This window comes from Paenimyroides ceti, assembly GCF_030409925.1.
Map to the genome: position 1 here is coordinate 1 of NZ_JAUFQU010000062.1, position 14,742 is coordinate 14,742.

Annotated in this window: 13 protein-coding genes and 2 pseudogenes; 7 read left to right on the forward strand and 8 right to left on the reverse strand. The window is 34.4% G+C overall.

Features of this window, described 5'->3' with window-relative positions; all coding sequences use genetic code 11:
• Both QW060_RS23130 and QW060_RS23135 read left to right on the forward strand, forming a co-directional pair.
• Nucleotides 1-458: ComEA family DNA-binding protein (locus QW060_RS23130; protein WP_290365251.1), on the forward strand; the 458-nt coding region annotated here is incomplete at its 5' end.
• A 25-nt stretch (nucleotides 459-483) separates the two neighbouring features.
• Nucleotides 484-1,622: pseudogene (locus QW060_RS23135) on the forward strand (acyl-CoA dehydrogenase family protein).
• Nucleotides 1,623-1,698: 76 nt separating this feature from the next.
• Here QW060_RS23135 and QW060_RS23140 read toward each other — a convergent pair.
• Nucleotides 1,699-1,824 carry a hypothetical protein gene (locus QW060_RS23140; protein WP_290365252.1) on the reverse strand — a complete coding sequence of 42 codons (126 nt, stop codon included), beginning with the start codon at nucleotides 1,822-1,824 and terminating at the stop codon, nucleotides 1,699-1,701.
• 65 nt (nucleotides 1,825-1,889) lie between these two features.
• Between QW060_RS23140 and QW060_RS23145 the strand changes: the two genes are divergently transcribed.
• Complete coding sequence (locus tag QW060_RS23145; RefSeq protein ID WP_290363541.1) at nucleotides 1,890-4,169, forward strand: choice-of-anchor L domain-containing protein; 2,280 nt, start codon at nucleotides 1,890-1,892, stop codon at nucleotides 4,167-4,169.
• A gap of 54 nt (nucleotides 4,170-4,223) precedes the next feature.
• Here QW060_RS23145 and QW060_RS23150 read toward each other — a convergent pair whose 3' ends face one another.
• Both QW060_RS23150 and QW060_RS23155 read right to left on the reverse strand, forming a co-directional pair.
• Nucleotides 4,224-5,408, reverse strand: a complete 1,185-nt coding sequence (locus QW060_RS23150; protein ID WP_290363542.1) for a GlmU family protein — start codon at nucleotides 5,406-5,408, stop codon at nucleotides 4,224-4,226.
• 89 nt (nucleotides 5,409-5,497) lie between these two features.
• Nucleotides 5,498-5,755, reverse strand: coding sequence for a type B 50S ribosomal protein L31 (locus QW060_RS23155; protein ID WP_290365253.1), 258 nt, complete (start codon nucleotides 5,753-5,755; stop codon nucleotides 5,498-5,500).
• Nucleotides 5,756-6,238: 483 nt separating this feature from the next.
• On the opposite strand from QW060_RS23155, the gene QW060_RS23160 reads away from it, so the two are divergent.
• Both QW060_RS23160 and QW060_RS23165 read left to right on the forward strand, forming a co-directional pair.
• Nucleotides 6,239-6,781 carry a DUF4199 domain-containing protein gene (locus QW060_RS23160; protein WP_290363544.1) on the forward strand — a complete coding sequence of 181 codons (543 nt, stop codon included), beginning with the start codon at nucleotides 6,239-6,241 and terminating at the stop codon, nucleotides 6,779-6,781.
• Between the two features lie 2 nt (nucleotides 6,782-6,783).
• Nucleotides 6,784-7,734: a glycosyltransferase family 2 protein gene (locus tag QW060_RS23165; RefSeq protein WP_290364742.1), complete on the forward strand. Its 951-nt coding sequence runs from the start codon at nucleotides 6,784-6,786 to the stop codon at nucleotides 7,732-7,734.
• A 14-nt stretch (nucleotides 7,735-7,748) separates the two neighbouring features.
• On the opposite strand, the gene QW060_RS23170 is transcribed toward QW060_RS23165, so the two are convergent.
• The gene (locus tag QW060_RS23170; RefSeq protein WP_290363545.1) at nucleotides 7,749-7,898 is read right to left on the reverse strand and encodes an SsrA-binding protein; all 150 of its coding nucleotides are present in this window, start codon (nucleotides 7,896-7,898) and stop codon (nucleotides 7,749-7,751) included.
• Nucleotides 7,899-7,959: 61 nt separating this feature from the next.
• Here QW060_RS23170 and QW060_RS23175 point away from each other — a divergent pair, with 61 nt between their 5' ends.
• Entirely contained in the window at nucleotides 7,960-9,687 is a 1,728-nt protein-coding gene (locus QW060_RS23175; RefSeq protein ID WP_290363546.1) for a phospho-sugar mutase, read from the forward strand.
• Nucleotides 9,687-11,515, forward strand: a pseudogene (locus QW060_RS23180) (ABC transporter ATP-binding protein). Before QW060_RS23175 ends, QW060_RS23180 begins: the two are co-directional and overlap by 1 nt.
• A gap of 54 nt (nucleotides 11,516-11,569) precedes the next feature.
• On the opposite strand, the gene QW060_RS23185 reads toward QW060_RS23180, so the two are convergent.
• From QW060_RS23185 to QW060_RS23200, 4 genes are all read right to left on the reverse strand, one after another.
• Nucleotides 11,570-12,067 carry a thioredoxin family protein gene (locus tag QW060_RS23185; protein WP_290363548.1) on the reverse strand — a complete coding sequence of 166 codons (498 nt, stop codon included), beginning with the start codon at nucleotides 12,065-12,067 and terminating at the stop codon, nucleotides 11,570-11,572.
• Between the two features lie 76 nt (nucleotides 12,068-12,143).
• Nucleotides 12,144-12,878, reverse strand: a complete 735-nt coding sequence (locus QW060_RS23190; RefSeq protein WP_290363549.1) for a LytR/AlgR family response regulator transcription factor — start codon at nucleotides 12,876-12,878, stop codon at nucleotides 12,144-12,146.
• Complete coding sequence (locus QW060_RS23195; protein WP_290363550.1) at nucleotides 12,875-13,168, reverse strand: 2TM domain-containing protein; 294 nt, start codon at nucleotides 13,166-13,168, stop codon at nucleotides 12,875-12,877. Before QW060_RS23195 ends, QW060_RS23190 begins: the two co-directional genes overlap by 4 nt.
• Before the next feature lie 5 nt (nucleotides 13,169-13,173).
• The gene (locus QW060_RS23200; protein WP_290363551.1) at nucleotides 13,174-14,490 is read right to left on the reverse strand and encodes a histidine kinase; all 1,317 of its coding nucleotides are present in this window, start codon (nucleotides 14,488-14,490) and stop codon (nucleotides 13,174-13,176) included.
• Nucleotides 14,491-14,742: the final 252 nt, after the last annotated feature.

Here is a 14,742-nt window from a genome sequence, read left to right on the forward strand (position 1 = left end):
CGGACTGGGTAACGGCAAAAAACGCAAACAGAAATTTTAAAGATGATTCTGCGTTACTTGTAATAAAAGATTTTAATAGTGCTACTGCAGAGGATTTTAAACTGATAAAGGGAATAGGTGACGGATATGCTCAGAGAATTATCAATGAAAGGAAGAGAATGGGAGGTTTTGTTCATATGGATCAGGTAGCCTTTATTTGGAATCTGCCGCCTGAAGTAATACACTCTCTTCAAAAATATTTTATTGTGAAAAAACCACCTGTTATTCATAAAATAAATATTAATACAGCTTCTAAGCAAGAGATTTCTAAAATACCTTATATAAATCATGAGCTTTCCAGAAATATTCTCATTTATAGAAGTAAAAAATCTGAACCCTTGACTATTGAAGATTTAGAAAAAATTAACGGCTTTCCCCTTGACAAATTAAAGATAATAGCGTTATATTTGGATTTTTAATAAAAATAGCAAAAAAGTAAACTATATGAATTTTGAATATAATGAAACGCAAGCTATGATTGCGCAATCTATTCGTGATTTTGCAGAACAAAATATCCGTCCACATATAATGGAGTGGGATGAGGCACAAATTTTTCCTGTAGAATTGTTTAAGAAATTGGGAGAAATGGGTTTTATGGGAGTTTTGGTGCCTGAAGAATTAGGTGGTTCTGGATTGGGATATCACGAGTATATTACAATTGTTGAAGAAATTTCAAAAGTAGATTCATCTATAGGTTTGTCAGTAGCTGCACATAATTCATTATGTACCAATCATATTTTAACCTTTGGAAATGAGGAGCAAAAGAAAAATGGATTCCTAAACTGGCAACAGCAGAATGGATTGGTGCTTGGGGATTGACTGAGCATAACACGGGATCAGATGCTGGCGGAATGGCTACTACAGCTGTAAAGGATGGGGACGAATGGATACTGAACGGAGCAAAGAATTTCATTACACATGCAATTTCTGGTGATGTTGCTGTAGTAATTGTACGTACAGGAGAAAAAGGAGATTCGCGTGGAATGACAGCTTTTGTTGTTGAAAAAGGTACTCCTGGATTCAGTTCCGGTAAGAAAGAAAACAAATTAGAATGCGTGCTTCTGAAACAGCTGAATTAATTTTTGATAACTGCCGTGTTTCCGATGCTAACAGATTAGGAGAAGTAGGTGAAGGATTTATCCAGGCAATGAAAATATTAGACGGTGGTCGTATTTCAATTGGAGCTTTGTCTTTGGGTATCGCAAAGGAGCTTATGAAGCTGCTTTGAAATATTCTAAAGAACGCGTTCAGTTTGGAAAACCTATATCATCTTTTCAGCTATTGGTTTTAAACTGGCTGATATGGCAACTGAAATAGAAGCTTCAGAATTGCTGTTGCATAAAGCTGCCTTTTTGAAGAACAATCACAAGCCGGTTACTACATTAGGAGCTATGGCGAAGATGTATGCATCTGAAGTTTGTGTTAAGGTAGCTACTGAAGCTATTCAGATTCACGGAGGATATGGTTATACAAAAGATTTCCCGGTAGAAAAATTCTTTAGAGATTCTAAACTTTGTACTATTGGAGAGGGTACCACTGAAATTCAGAAATTAGTGATTTCCAGAAATATTTTGAAAGACTAATCACGGGTGTTTGTTGGAATAAAGATTCAAATACACTGCAGATTGGAAAAATATAACTACTAAAAGAGAGGAATTTTTACAACTTCTCTCTTTTTATGTTTGGATTGTATGGGAAAAAGAGTTTAAAACCAATAACCTTCGAAATTCTAATTTTGACCTGCAGAATTTCAATTTTGGAAAACCAACAACAGTACCTTTTCAATAGATTTAAAAATTTAGCATAGAGATAACTTCAGATATTTTTTTTTCGATGTATCTTTGCGCATTATGAAAAAACGCCTACTATTACTCTCAATTGCCTTAATTTCAAGTATTATAAGCTATTCTCAGAATATTACAGTGAATAATACTTATACCAACAATGATCTTGTTAACAATGTTTTTTTAAACGGTACATGTACAGAAGTGAGTGCCATTCAGGTAAAAGGGTATACTTTTCAGGATGGTATTAAGAGCTGGGGATATTTTAACAAAGGACAATCCAACTTCCCGTTTGATGAAGGAATTATCCTTACTACAGGTAAATTAAATGCTGCTCCGGGACCTAACAGCGGAACTCTTAGCGACGGTCCTTCTTCCTGGGGAGGTGATATTGATCTTGAAAATTCTGTTAATATCAACAATACCTATAACGCTACGAGTTTAGAATTTAATTTCATTCCGGATGCCAATACCATGCGTTTTGAATACATCTTTGCTTCAGAGCAATATTTGTTGTCCGGTACACCTTCACAATGCGGTTATACAGATGGTTTTGCTTTTATACTGACAGATGTAACCAATAATGGAACTCCGCAAAATCTGGCTTTAGTACCCAACACAACTATTCCTGTAACATCAAGTACCATCAGAGGTGCAGGGGGTTTGTGTCCACCGGCCAATGCACAGTATTTTGCAAGTTATAACAACATTAATTCTCCAATTGCATACAACGGAAATACTGTTCCGCTAATGGTTGAGGCCAATGTAGTTCCCGGCCACACATATCATATAAAAATTGTGATTGCCGATCAGGGAAATAATTTGTATGATTCCGCTGTTTTTTTACGTGCCAATAGCTTTGATGCTTCCATATCGTTAGGGAATGACCGTTTATTGAGTACATTTAATGCTTTATGTGCCGGAGAAACCCTTTCTTTAAACGCCGCTATACCCAATGCAGCTTCTTATAAATGGTACCGTAACAATCAACTAATTGCGGGTGCTACAAATGCTACTTATAATGTTATGCAAGCAGGCGTCTATAAGGTAGAAATAACCAAAAGCAACAATTGTGTTACGTATGGTGAGATTACGATAGAATATGATAATTTCACTTATACTTCTGAAGTTTCCTTACAGGTTTGCGGTCTCACAGGAACTACAACATCATTTTTCAATCTGAATGATGCGATACCGCTGATTACCCAAAATGAATATGAAGAAATATTCTTTTATCAGAGTATAAATAATAACATCCCTTCAGGTGTAATTGCTAATACTACTAACTATCAGGCGGCAAATAATACAACTTTATATGCCATCATACAATCTGAAAATGGCTGTGAGTATACTGTAAAAGTTAAATTGCTCATTAATAATGAAAATTTACCTACCCATTTATATGCAAAATGTGATTCTGATGAAACACAGGATGGACTTACAAGTTTTTCACTAAGCGTTATTTCACAAGAAATACTTCAACAAAATAGTTTGAACAATCAGTATCAGGTTACTTATTATCTGACAGCAAATGATGCCTTATCAGGTCAGAATGGTTTTACCAACACCTTTAACAATACCGTTCCGAACCAACAGACGATATATGCACAAATCAGCCTGAATGGTAGCTGTTATGCCATTATCCCGGTTGAGTTAACCATTTTTACAAGTGTGCTATTTCCCAAAAAAGAAATAAAATTGTGCAAGGGTGATTCTGTAGAACTAAAAGCATTGGGAGAAAGTACTACTTACACATGGAACACAAATGAAGTTACCCGTACTATAACGGTATCGGAAGCCGGATTATATACCGTTACTTATACTACTGAAGATGGCTGTGAGGTGACAGAACAATTTACAATTATCGTTTCAGCCGGTCCGGATGCTGTAAGGTTTGACATACAGGACTTCTCTGCTACTTCTAATTCAATCACAATTTATGCCTCGGGAAGTGGTGACTATGAATATTCTCTTGACGGAGAAAATTTCCAAAACAACGCATCATTTACCAATCTTTCTCCGGGTGTTTATACCGTTTATATACGCGATAAAAATGGCTGCGGATCTTATCAGGAAAAAGTATATCTGCTTGATTATCCAAGGTTTTTTTCACCTAATGGGGATGGCAGGAATGATGTATGGCGGATTGAAAACCTCAGTTGGATGGACAGTAAAGCGATTATCCGGATTTTTGACCGCTACGGAAAATTATTATATGAATTTTCTGCTCAGTATTATTGGGACGGAATGCACAATAACCATCCAATGCCCTCTACAGATTATTGGTTTACCATTACTTTTTCAGATAAAAAAGTATTAAAAGGTCATTTCTCTTTGGTACGTTAAAAACTACAATGATAAATAAAAAAGGATAATGAAGTTTCATTATCCTTTTGTTTTCTATATGGTATCAGTTTTTTGCCATTCAGCTGTTTCATCAAAGACATGCTGTAAAATAGCTTCTTCCATAGAAGAAAATTCTATATGGCGGCGCTGCATAACAATTTTTGCTGTTTCAAATGCTTTTTTAGGCAGGTATACCTGCACTCCCTGAGCACCGCCCCATGTAAAATTAGCGATGTAATTTCGAGGAAAACCGGCTCCGAATATATTGGCACACACCCCCACTACTGTACCTGTATTAAACATAGTATTGATACCGCATTTGCTGTGATCGCCCATCATTAAGCCGCAAAATTGCAATCCCGTGTTTTCAAAACGTGCTGTTTCGTAATTCCATAATTTTACAGGTTCATAGTTGTTCTTTAAATTTGAATTGTTGCTGTCTGCTCCAATATTACACCACTCCCCCAATACAGCATTTCCTAAAAAACCATCATGTCCTTTGTTAGAATACGCAAACAAAACCGAATTGTTTATTTCTCCTCCTACACGACAATGCGGCCCTACCGTAGTAGCCCCGTAGATTTTGGTACCCAGTTTTACCTGTGCTTCTTCACACAAAGCGAAAGGTCCTCTGATAACAGATCCTTCCATAATTTCTGCATTTTTACCGATGTATATCGGACCTGTAGAGGCATTGAGCGTTACAAAATTAAGAACTGCACCTTCTTCGATAAAAATATTTTCCGGATTCAAAACCTGTACGGTTGAAGGGATGGGCTGTGACTTACGGTCTTGAGTAAGCAGCTCAAAATCTTCACGGATTGCGGCATCATTTTTCTGAAAGATATCCCAGGTATGCTCAATTTTTAAACAATCATCTGTATATTCAATGAACTCATAATCATCAAAATCAATTTCTTCCTGTGCGTCAGTAGTATAAAAAGCAATTATCTCATCTTCTTTTACTACTGCTTGCCGGTCATGAAGATTAGTAATAAGTTCAACCAATATCTCATTAGGCAGATACGCTGCATTAATAAGAATATTTTCATCCATCTCTACCATCGGATATTTATCAGACAAATAATCTTCTGTAATGGTTGTAGTGGTATTGCCGAGATATTTTTCCCATTTCTCACGAATGGTCAGAATACCAACGCGAATATCTCCTACCGGTCTGGTAAAAGTAAAAGGCAATAATGCATTTCTAACACTTCCGTCAAATAAGATGTAGTTCATACCTAAATTTTTATTGAGTTACAAATATAAACATTCATATATAAAAAAAGCCGTTCGTTACGAACGGCTTTCCTATATTTTTCAACTTCTTATTTGTTGAATTTAGCATATTTAGTTTTGAATTTATCAATACGTCCTGCAGTATCGATAAGTTTAGATTTACCAGTATAAAAAGGGTGAGATGTTCTGGAGATCTCCATTTTATAAACCGGGTATTCTACTCCGTCAACTTCGATGGTTTCTTTTGTCTCTACTGTTGATTTTGTGATGAATACGTCTTCGTTAGACATATCTTTAAATGCTACTAATCTGTAATTTTCTGGTGAATACCTTTTTTCATGATAAATCGTCTTTAATATTATGGCTATACTCCGTTCTGATGCTTTTATTTTCAAAAAAGGTATAAACGTTGTATAACTTTTTGTTTTTAATTATTTATTTCAGATGGCAAATTTACAATTAAATTTCAATTTACAAACATTTTTTTATCTAAAAAAGACAACTTTGACCATTCTTTCTTTATAAAATCAACATACAAAACACTTCAACTATAAAAAACTAAATATCAAATGTTTAAATAAAAAACAAATACTATTTCTACATTTCTATACTTTACGATAGCACAAAAAATGATTGAAGTTTACTTTATTCAGCGCCAATATCTATAAATTTATTTTATCACAACCGGGATTACATTCTATTAAGCTTGTGCTAATAACCAGAGTTTAATAACTATTCCTACATATTCTACTCTTAATTTACTCTTATATAATGTAAGTGTATTCCTTACATTTTTCTATATTTGTAAACTTATATTATATAGTATTATAATGAATCAAACAATCAAAAATATTGGCATCAGGTATGGTGTTTTATTAGCCATTATACTGGTCATCATTAATCTGTTTATCTATTTTTACGATTATACGCTGATGAATTCCATTATCAACGGATTTGGATTAATTTTTTTAATTCTTATTTTCGGAATCATCAGTATGGTTACATCAAAAAAGAAAATTGGAGGCTACATTACATTTCGTGAAGCTTTTACCCCTTACATTTTAGTAATTACAATTGGTGTTCTTGTGCCTACTCTTCTTCAATTTTTAATATACGGTGTTTTTGATACTGCTACGGGTGAGGCTTTAAAACAGCATTATATTGCTTTAACTGCTGAACAATTAAATAAATTTAATGTTCCTGCTGAACAGGCTCAGGTATCCATAGAAGCCGTGAAAGCATCTAATCCGTATGCGATAGGCACTTTATTAACTTCAGGTGCTATCCGAATTGCGATGTTATCCGTTGCCGGTTTGATCGCAGCTTTGATCTTTAGAAATAAAACAGAGTTTTCTGCCAAACCACAAGCCTAATGATCGATATTTCTGTTGTCATACCCTTGCTCAATGAGAAGGAATCCCTGCCGGAACTACACGATTGGATCGTAAGAGTAATGAATAACCATGGTTTTTCCTATGAAATTTTATTTATAGATGACGGAAGCACTGATACATCATGGGTTACCATCAGGCAACTGGCACAAACAAATCCTTGTGTAAAGGGAGTTCGTTTTCAAAAAAATTATGGCAAATCTCAGGCACTGAATATCGGCTTTAAAAAAGCATCAGGGAATGTTGTCATTACAATGGATGCCGATTTACAGGACAGTCCGGATGAAATTCCAGAACTTTACACAATGATTACAGATCAACACTATGATCTGGTTTCGGGATGGAAGAAAAAAAGATATGATTCCGTTTTGGCTAAAAATATTCCATCCAAGTTATTTAACTGGGCAGCCCGAAAAACTTCTGGTGTACAATTAAATGATTTTAACTGTGGTCTCAAGGCCTATAAAAAAGACGTAATAAAAAATATTGATGTTTATGGTGAAATGCACCGCTATATCCCTGTTTTAGCCAAAAATGAAGGTTATGACAAAATCGGAGAAAAAACGGTAATACATCAGGCAAGAAAATACGGACATTCAAAATTTGGTATGAGCCGCTTTGTTAACGGTTTTCTGGATCTGATTACGATTTGGTTCTTATCTAAATTCGGAAAAAGACCTATGCACCTTTTTGGTGCTTTAGGAGCTCTGATGTTTGGAGTCGGATTTATTTCGGCAGCCTATATCGGCATCGTAAAACTCTATAAAATATATACTGGACATACCGCTATACTCATTACAAACAATCCTTGGTTTTATATTTCGCTGACAGCAATGGTTATCGGGACACAACTTTTTTTAGCCGGATTTTTAGGAGAGATTATTCTCAGAACCAAAAACAAGTCTAAACGATACAAAGTTTCAGAAACAACCTGATCTCAATCATTCTTTTAAAGACTGTTTATGGTTACGTAATATTTCCAGGCAACAAGCGCTTTCTGTAATTTTGTTGCTTTACTTAAATCAAGTTGTTTTTTAGTATAATTGGGTAATATCAAATGATTGATTTTAGCCAGGGACTTAAAAAATGCTTTTTTCATAAGTCAACAATTAGGAAAAGACTTTTTAAGGTCTTTCGTTTAAATAAATATAAAGAAAAAAATGCACATAGCTCAAAATATTTTAGATAAAGTACATCAATGGCTCTCACCTGCTTTTGATGAAATCACGCAGCAAGAGATCAAAGAACTCATGACTTCATCTCCAAAAGAACTTGAAGATGCCTTTTACAAAAACCTTGAATTTGGCACGGGAGGTATGCGAGGTATTATGGGGGTGGGAACAAACAGAATCAATAAATATACACTGGGGAAAAATACACAGGGTCTTTCTGATTATTTAAAGAAATCTTTTCCGGGAGAGCAACTTCGTGTAGCAATTGCTTATGATTGCCGACATAACAGTAATACACTGGCAAAAGTAGTAGCCGATGTTTTCTCTGCAAATGGTATTCAGGTTTTTTTATTTTCAGACCTTCGTCCAACTCCGGAATTATCTTTTGCGGTAAAATATCTGAACTGCCATACAGGAGTAGTGCTTACAGCTTCTCACAATCCGCCTGAATATAACGGCTACAAAGTTTACTGGCAGGATGGAGGACAGATTGTCCCACCACAGGATAAAGAAATCATTGAGGAAATAGAAAAACTTGCCTATGAAGATATTAATTTTCAGGCAAATGAAAACCTTATCCAATATATCGATAAGGAAATTGACGACGCTTTCGCAGCTTCTGCCTTAGAAAATGCAGGATTCAACATTCCGGTATCTGCAAAAGAAAATTTAAAAATCGTATTTACTTCCCTTCACGGAACATCCATAAAAGCAATACCAAACGTTTTGGATAAAGCGGGCTATACAAAGGTACAGATTGTCAAGGAACAGGCGCTGCCTGACGGTAATTTTCCTACGGTAAAATCACCTAATCCGGAAGAACCTGAAGCACTGGCAATGGCTCTGGCACTGGCTGATGAAACCGGAGCAGATATTGTAATCGGAACTGATCCTGATGCTGACCGCTTAGGAATTGCAGTGCGGGATAACGAAGATAAAATGGTATTGCTAAACGGCAATCAAACCATGATCGTAATGACAGCCTTTTTATTAGAACAATGGAAAAGAGCAGGAAAAATTACGGGAAAAGAATTCATTGGTTCCACTATTGTTTCAACTCCGATGATGCTGGCTTTAGGCGAATATTACGGAGTAGAATGTAAAGTAGGGCTTACTGGCTTTAAATGGATTGCAAAAATGATTAAAGATTTTCCGGAAAAAACATTCATTGGAGGTGGAGAAGAAAGTTTTGGTTATATGGTAGGAGATGCCGTACGCGATAAAGATGCTGTTGCTTCTACCCTGTTGATCTGTGAAATCGCAGCCTTGGCAAAAGCAGCTGGTAGTTCTATTTATCAGGAATTGCAAAATCTGTATGCCGACTTCGGTTACTATAAAGAACACCTGATTTCAATTACCAAAAAGGGAATGGAAGGTGCTACTGAAATTAAACAAATGATGACTAATTTCAGAGAAAATCCTGTTAAAGAATTAAACGGAGAACGTGTAGTCTTTGTTGAAGATTATCAAAGTTCAAAAGCAAAAAACATGTTTTCAGGTGAAGAAGAACCGCTTTATCTGCCAAAGTCAGATGTATTAATCTATTATCTGGAAGACGGAAGTAAAATATGTGCCCGACCAAGTGGTACAGAACCCAAAATAAAATTTTATTTCAGCTGTAATGCTCCGATAGAGCATACAGATGAAATTGAAGATACTGATGCGTATCTGACTGAAAAAATCAAACATTTTATTACTGATTTAGGCTTGAACTAATGGATGAAAATTTAAAAAAAATAATACCTTTTGTAAAAAACTACAAATTCCATGTGGTTTGGAATATTGTATTCAATATTCTGTATGCATTATTTGGTACACTGGGTTTGCAGCGATGTATCCTGTATTAGAAGTATTGTTTAATAATGATATAAAAATATATGAAATTCCTGTTTATACCGGAATAGAAAATATCAGTACTTATCTAAAAGAATATTTTTTATTATGTAACGCATTTTTCAAATGAATATGGTGCCAATTATGCTCTTTTATTTACAGTAGGTCTCGTATTAACGACTTTTCTTCTTAAGAACCTTTTAATTATGCGGCTTTACAGCATTTGATGAAATTAAAAAATGGCGTTTTAAGAGATTTACGTGCCAAAATGTATAAAAAAATTACAGAGCTACCCATCTCTTATTATTCTGAAAAACGCAAAGGAGATGTAATGTCACGTATGCTTGGCGATGTAAATGAAGTACAGAATTCCTTTTTCATGGTATTGGAACTTATTGTGAAAGAACCGCTTACCATTATTTTCTCTATTCTTATGATGTTGAATTTCAGCGTTAAGCTTACTTTATTTGTATTTATTTTTATCCCGATTTCAGGTTTCATCATTTCAAAAATAGGAAAATCGCTTAAATCTCAGTCAACGCGGGCTCAACAGGAAAACGGGTATCTTATTTCTATCGTGGATGAAAGTCTTACCGGTTTAAAAGTGGTAAAAAGTTACAATGCAGAAAATTTCTTCAACAAGATTTTTAATGATTCACTGAACAGATTATACAAATTGTCCAATAAAATAGGTAAGAAAAACAATCTATCATCTCCCATGAGTGAATTTATGGGTATTATCGTCATAGCAGTATTATTGTTTTACGGTGGTAACCTTGTACTGGTAGATAAAACCCTAAGCGGTTCATTATTTATTGCTTTTATCGGTTTGGCATATAATATTCTTACCCCTGCAAAAGCAATTTCAAGAGCTTCTTATCAGGTAAAAAATGGTTTGGCAGCAGCAGAACGCGTTTTTGAGGTACTGGAGGTAGAGAATACTATTGAAGATACTCCGAATGCTATTGATATTAAAGAATTTAATGATAAAATCAGTCTTAAGAATATTACTTTTGCCTATGGAGAGGATGCCGTATTAAAGAATTTTTCTCTTGAAATTCCAAAGGGTAAAACTATTGCACTTGTTGGACAATCCGGTAGTGGAAAAAGTACCATTGCCAATTTGTTGACGCGTTTTTACGATGTAAACAAAGGAGAAATCCGGATTGACGGTCATAATATAAAAGACGTAACCATGAAATCTCTTCGTGATCTGACAGGATTGGTAACTCAGGACAGTATTATGTTTAACGGCAGCATTAAAGACAATATCCGAATCGGTAAATTAGATGCTACAGACGAAGAAATCATTGCTGCTTTAAAAATAGCGAATGCTTACGATTTTGTAATGGATCTGCCAGAAGGTCTGGACACTAATATCGGAGATGCCGGAAATAAAGTTTCAGGCGGTCAGAAACAACGTCTCTCCATTGCCAGAGCAGTCTTAAAAAATCCTCCTGTTATGATTCTTGATGAAGCGACTTCTGCTTTAGATACAGAAAGTGAACGCTTGGTACAGGATGCTCTCGACAAAATGATGCAAAACAGAACATCAGTAGTCATAGCCCACCGATTGTCTACCATTCAAAAAGCCGATCTTATTGTAGTGATGCAGAAAGGGGAAATCGTAGAACAGGGAACTCATGAACAATTATTATCACAGGGAGGTACCTATTCCAAGCTGGTTGCACTGCAATCTTTTGAAAGTTAATCAGTCATATATATAAAAAAATCACTCTTTACAGAGTGATTTTTTATTTGAACTTTATTTGGCTTTCCATTGTTTAAAAAAAGCCAGTACTTTTTCTTTGTCATATCCTTTTCCGCTTTCCATACTTCCGCTTTCCTGAAGTTTAAGTACTTTACCACTAGCATCTAAAACAATGAAAAACGGATAGCCAAGCTGTGCGCCATCCGGGGCATATTTTTTAAATACTTTTTCATTCTTATTTTCAGATGAAAAATTCAAATGATAATAAAGAAAATTATTGTCTACGACTTTCTTTATTTCAGGCGTCTTTTTAATATAGTCATTAAATCTGAGACACCACACACACCAATTACCACCTGCCTGAATGATAATGTTTTTATGTTGTTTTTTTGCCTGTACAAACAAAGCATCGATTTTTGCCTGTGCATCTTCTTCCGGCTTGTACGGTTTCTCTAAAATTTCCTTATCTGATTTTCTGACTGTTTGGGCCACTATACTATTGGTACAGAAAACCAGACAAAACACCAATATCAGTTGTGCTGCTTTTTTCATTTTTCTAATTGCTATACCAACAAAAATACTAAAAAAAAGACCAGAAACATTCCTAATTTCATAAACAACAAACTCATCAGCTTATCCAGTTTTTAAAAGCAGCTACTTTTTCTCTGCTCACAATTATTTCCTCTTCTTTAAAGTTTTGTAATGTGATTTTTAAACGGGAATTAGTATAAATACTGATTTCTTTTACCGCATTAATATTGATGATAAACTGCCGGTTGACCCGGAAAAATTTTTTATTATCACATTCACTTTCAAGAGTATCAAGGGTGTCATCCAAAAAATAATTTCGTCCTTCGAGAGTAGAGAGATAACTGATTTTATTGGCACTGTAAAAGCACTGTATATAATCACTTTCAATAATTTTCAATGTATTTCCGACTTTTACCGTATAACGTTCCTTATTTTGTCTTTTCAGTAGATTTTTCATCAATTCTACATCTACATATTTCTTTTCATATCTGCTTTTAAATTTCAGCAAAGCCATTTCCAATTCATGTTCATCAATGGGTTTTAAAAGATAATCCACACTATTGAGTTTGAATGCTTTTAATGCATATTCGTCATAAGCAGTAGTAAAAATAACGGCACTCTGAATAGTAATGCTTTCAAAAATTTCAAAAGAGAGTCCGTCAGATAATTGGATATCAACAAAAATTAAATCCGGATGTTCATTTTTACCAAACCAATCGAGTCCTTCTTCTACAGAAGACAATTGTTGCTGAATTGTATACCCCAAAGCCTCTATTTTTCGCTTCAGCAAACGGGCAGCCGGTTTTTCATCTTCAATTATAACGATTCTCATTGTCTGAATTTATTGCGTTCTTCGTCCATAAATTGTTGTATTTTTCTGTCTTCCCAGTTTTTTCCTAAAAAAGGAATAAAGTGAAAGGTATTTGCAGCATGAGAAAACAAACCGATTCCCCAGCCCAATAGCGGGTAAATAAACCAATACCCTCCTTTTGAATTGAACAGATTGAGTATAATTAAGATAGAATTTACCAAAATATAGGTGAACAGATGAGAATAAAACTCTTTTATTTGTTTTACTCTTTTTTTTGCTTTTAATAGCTCTACATGCTTATTCTTTTCCATAACTTTTATTTTTTATTAATTTGTTTGATGATCATATTTCGCTCCCATTTTCCCAGAATATCCAATGCTCTGAATCCGTTTATCAGCATATTAAATACCATGAAGAACAAAATGATATAAGGCCACCATTTATAATCGGGAAACCACAGTTTATTGATGAGTAAAAAAAGTGGAAATCCGAAGATTACAAAATAAATACTTACATACCATTCTTTCAATCTATTCATGCGCTCATACGCTCTCTGGAAGAGTTCTTCTTCTTTTAACTGAACTCCAAACCGGAAAGTCATATCTTCTGAAATGAGAGGCAATGAAACGCTGAAATGGTTTTCATCATTGTCAATATGGATGTGCTCATTAGAAACCAGTGCATAGCGGTTGATGATGTTATTGAGTCCAATACCCTTTTCTTTTGTGAAAGTTTCCTTTTTCTGATAGTTGTTTCGTACTATTAAGCTATTATCTTTAAAATACAATTGAATTTTTAAAGGCTTTGTTTCACTTACAATATTATGTTTTATGGCATTTTCTAATAACAGTTGCAGACTTAGCGGAATCATTTTTAAATGAACATAAGGCTGCACATCGGGAAAACTGATTTCTAAAGCATTTTCAAACCGCATCTGAAGCAGACTTACATACAAACGAGCAAAGTCCATTTCTTCTTCCACATATACGAGATTCTTATCTTTCTGTTCCAATACATAACGGTAAACTTTTGACAGGGAAACTGTAAATTCCTGTGCCTTTTTAGGATTTTCTTCAATAAGAGCACTTAACACATTCAGGGAGTTAAACAGAAAATGCGGATCAAGCTGATTCTTTAGACTCTCAAAAGTTGCAGTCGCATTGCTGGCAATAGTAGTCTGATTTTTTAGCTGCCCCTCTTTATATGCCCGATAGAAATAAAAACTAAAAATACTAAGAGCTATGATAAGCGAGATAATGATGATTACTATATAATTACTCATTCTCTGTCCGGCAATGAACTGATCAAACGAAAGGCCTTCATATCCTGTTTTCAATCCCATATTGATTAAAAATACGGACAATGATGTAGCTGCAACGCTCAGAGGCAGAAATAACAATATGCGTTTCTTATAAGAGTTATCATCTTTTACTATCCTTTTGATAAAATGAAACAGATAAGCATTTACAAAATAGAGTACAATTCCATATATAAAACCTATGATATTATTCCTCAGATAGGCTTCATTCCATACCATTTCTCTTTTTGATATAAAATTGATAAGGGTAATAACGGTACATATCAATAAGCTTACAACAACCGCTTTTATAAGGTTTTTTAATAACGTTTTCATATTTTTAGATTTACAGAAACAGATATAGCTATAGGATTATTTCTAAATTATAAACCAAAAGTAAGGCAACTGAAGTGTAAGAAAAATTTAATTTTACTGAACTGTTGATTTTCAAGGATGAATTGTAAAAAAAACTTTATTGTTTATAAAATCCGATTCCAATCATGTTTAAAGTAATATTTAAATAATACATTTGTAGGATCAAATACTAAAATTATGATTTATAAATTCAGGGTAATTCTTGATGCAGAA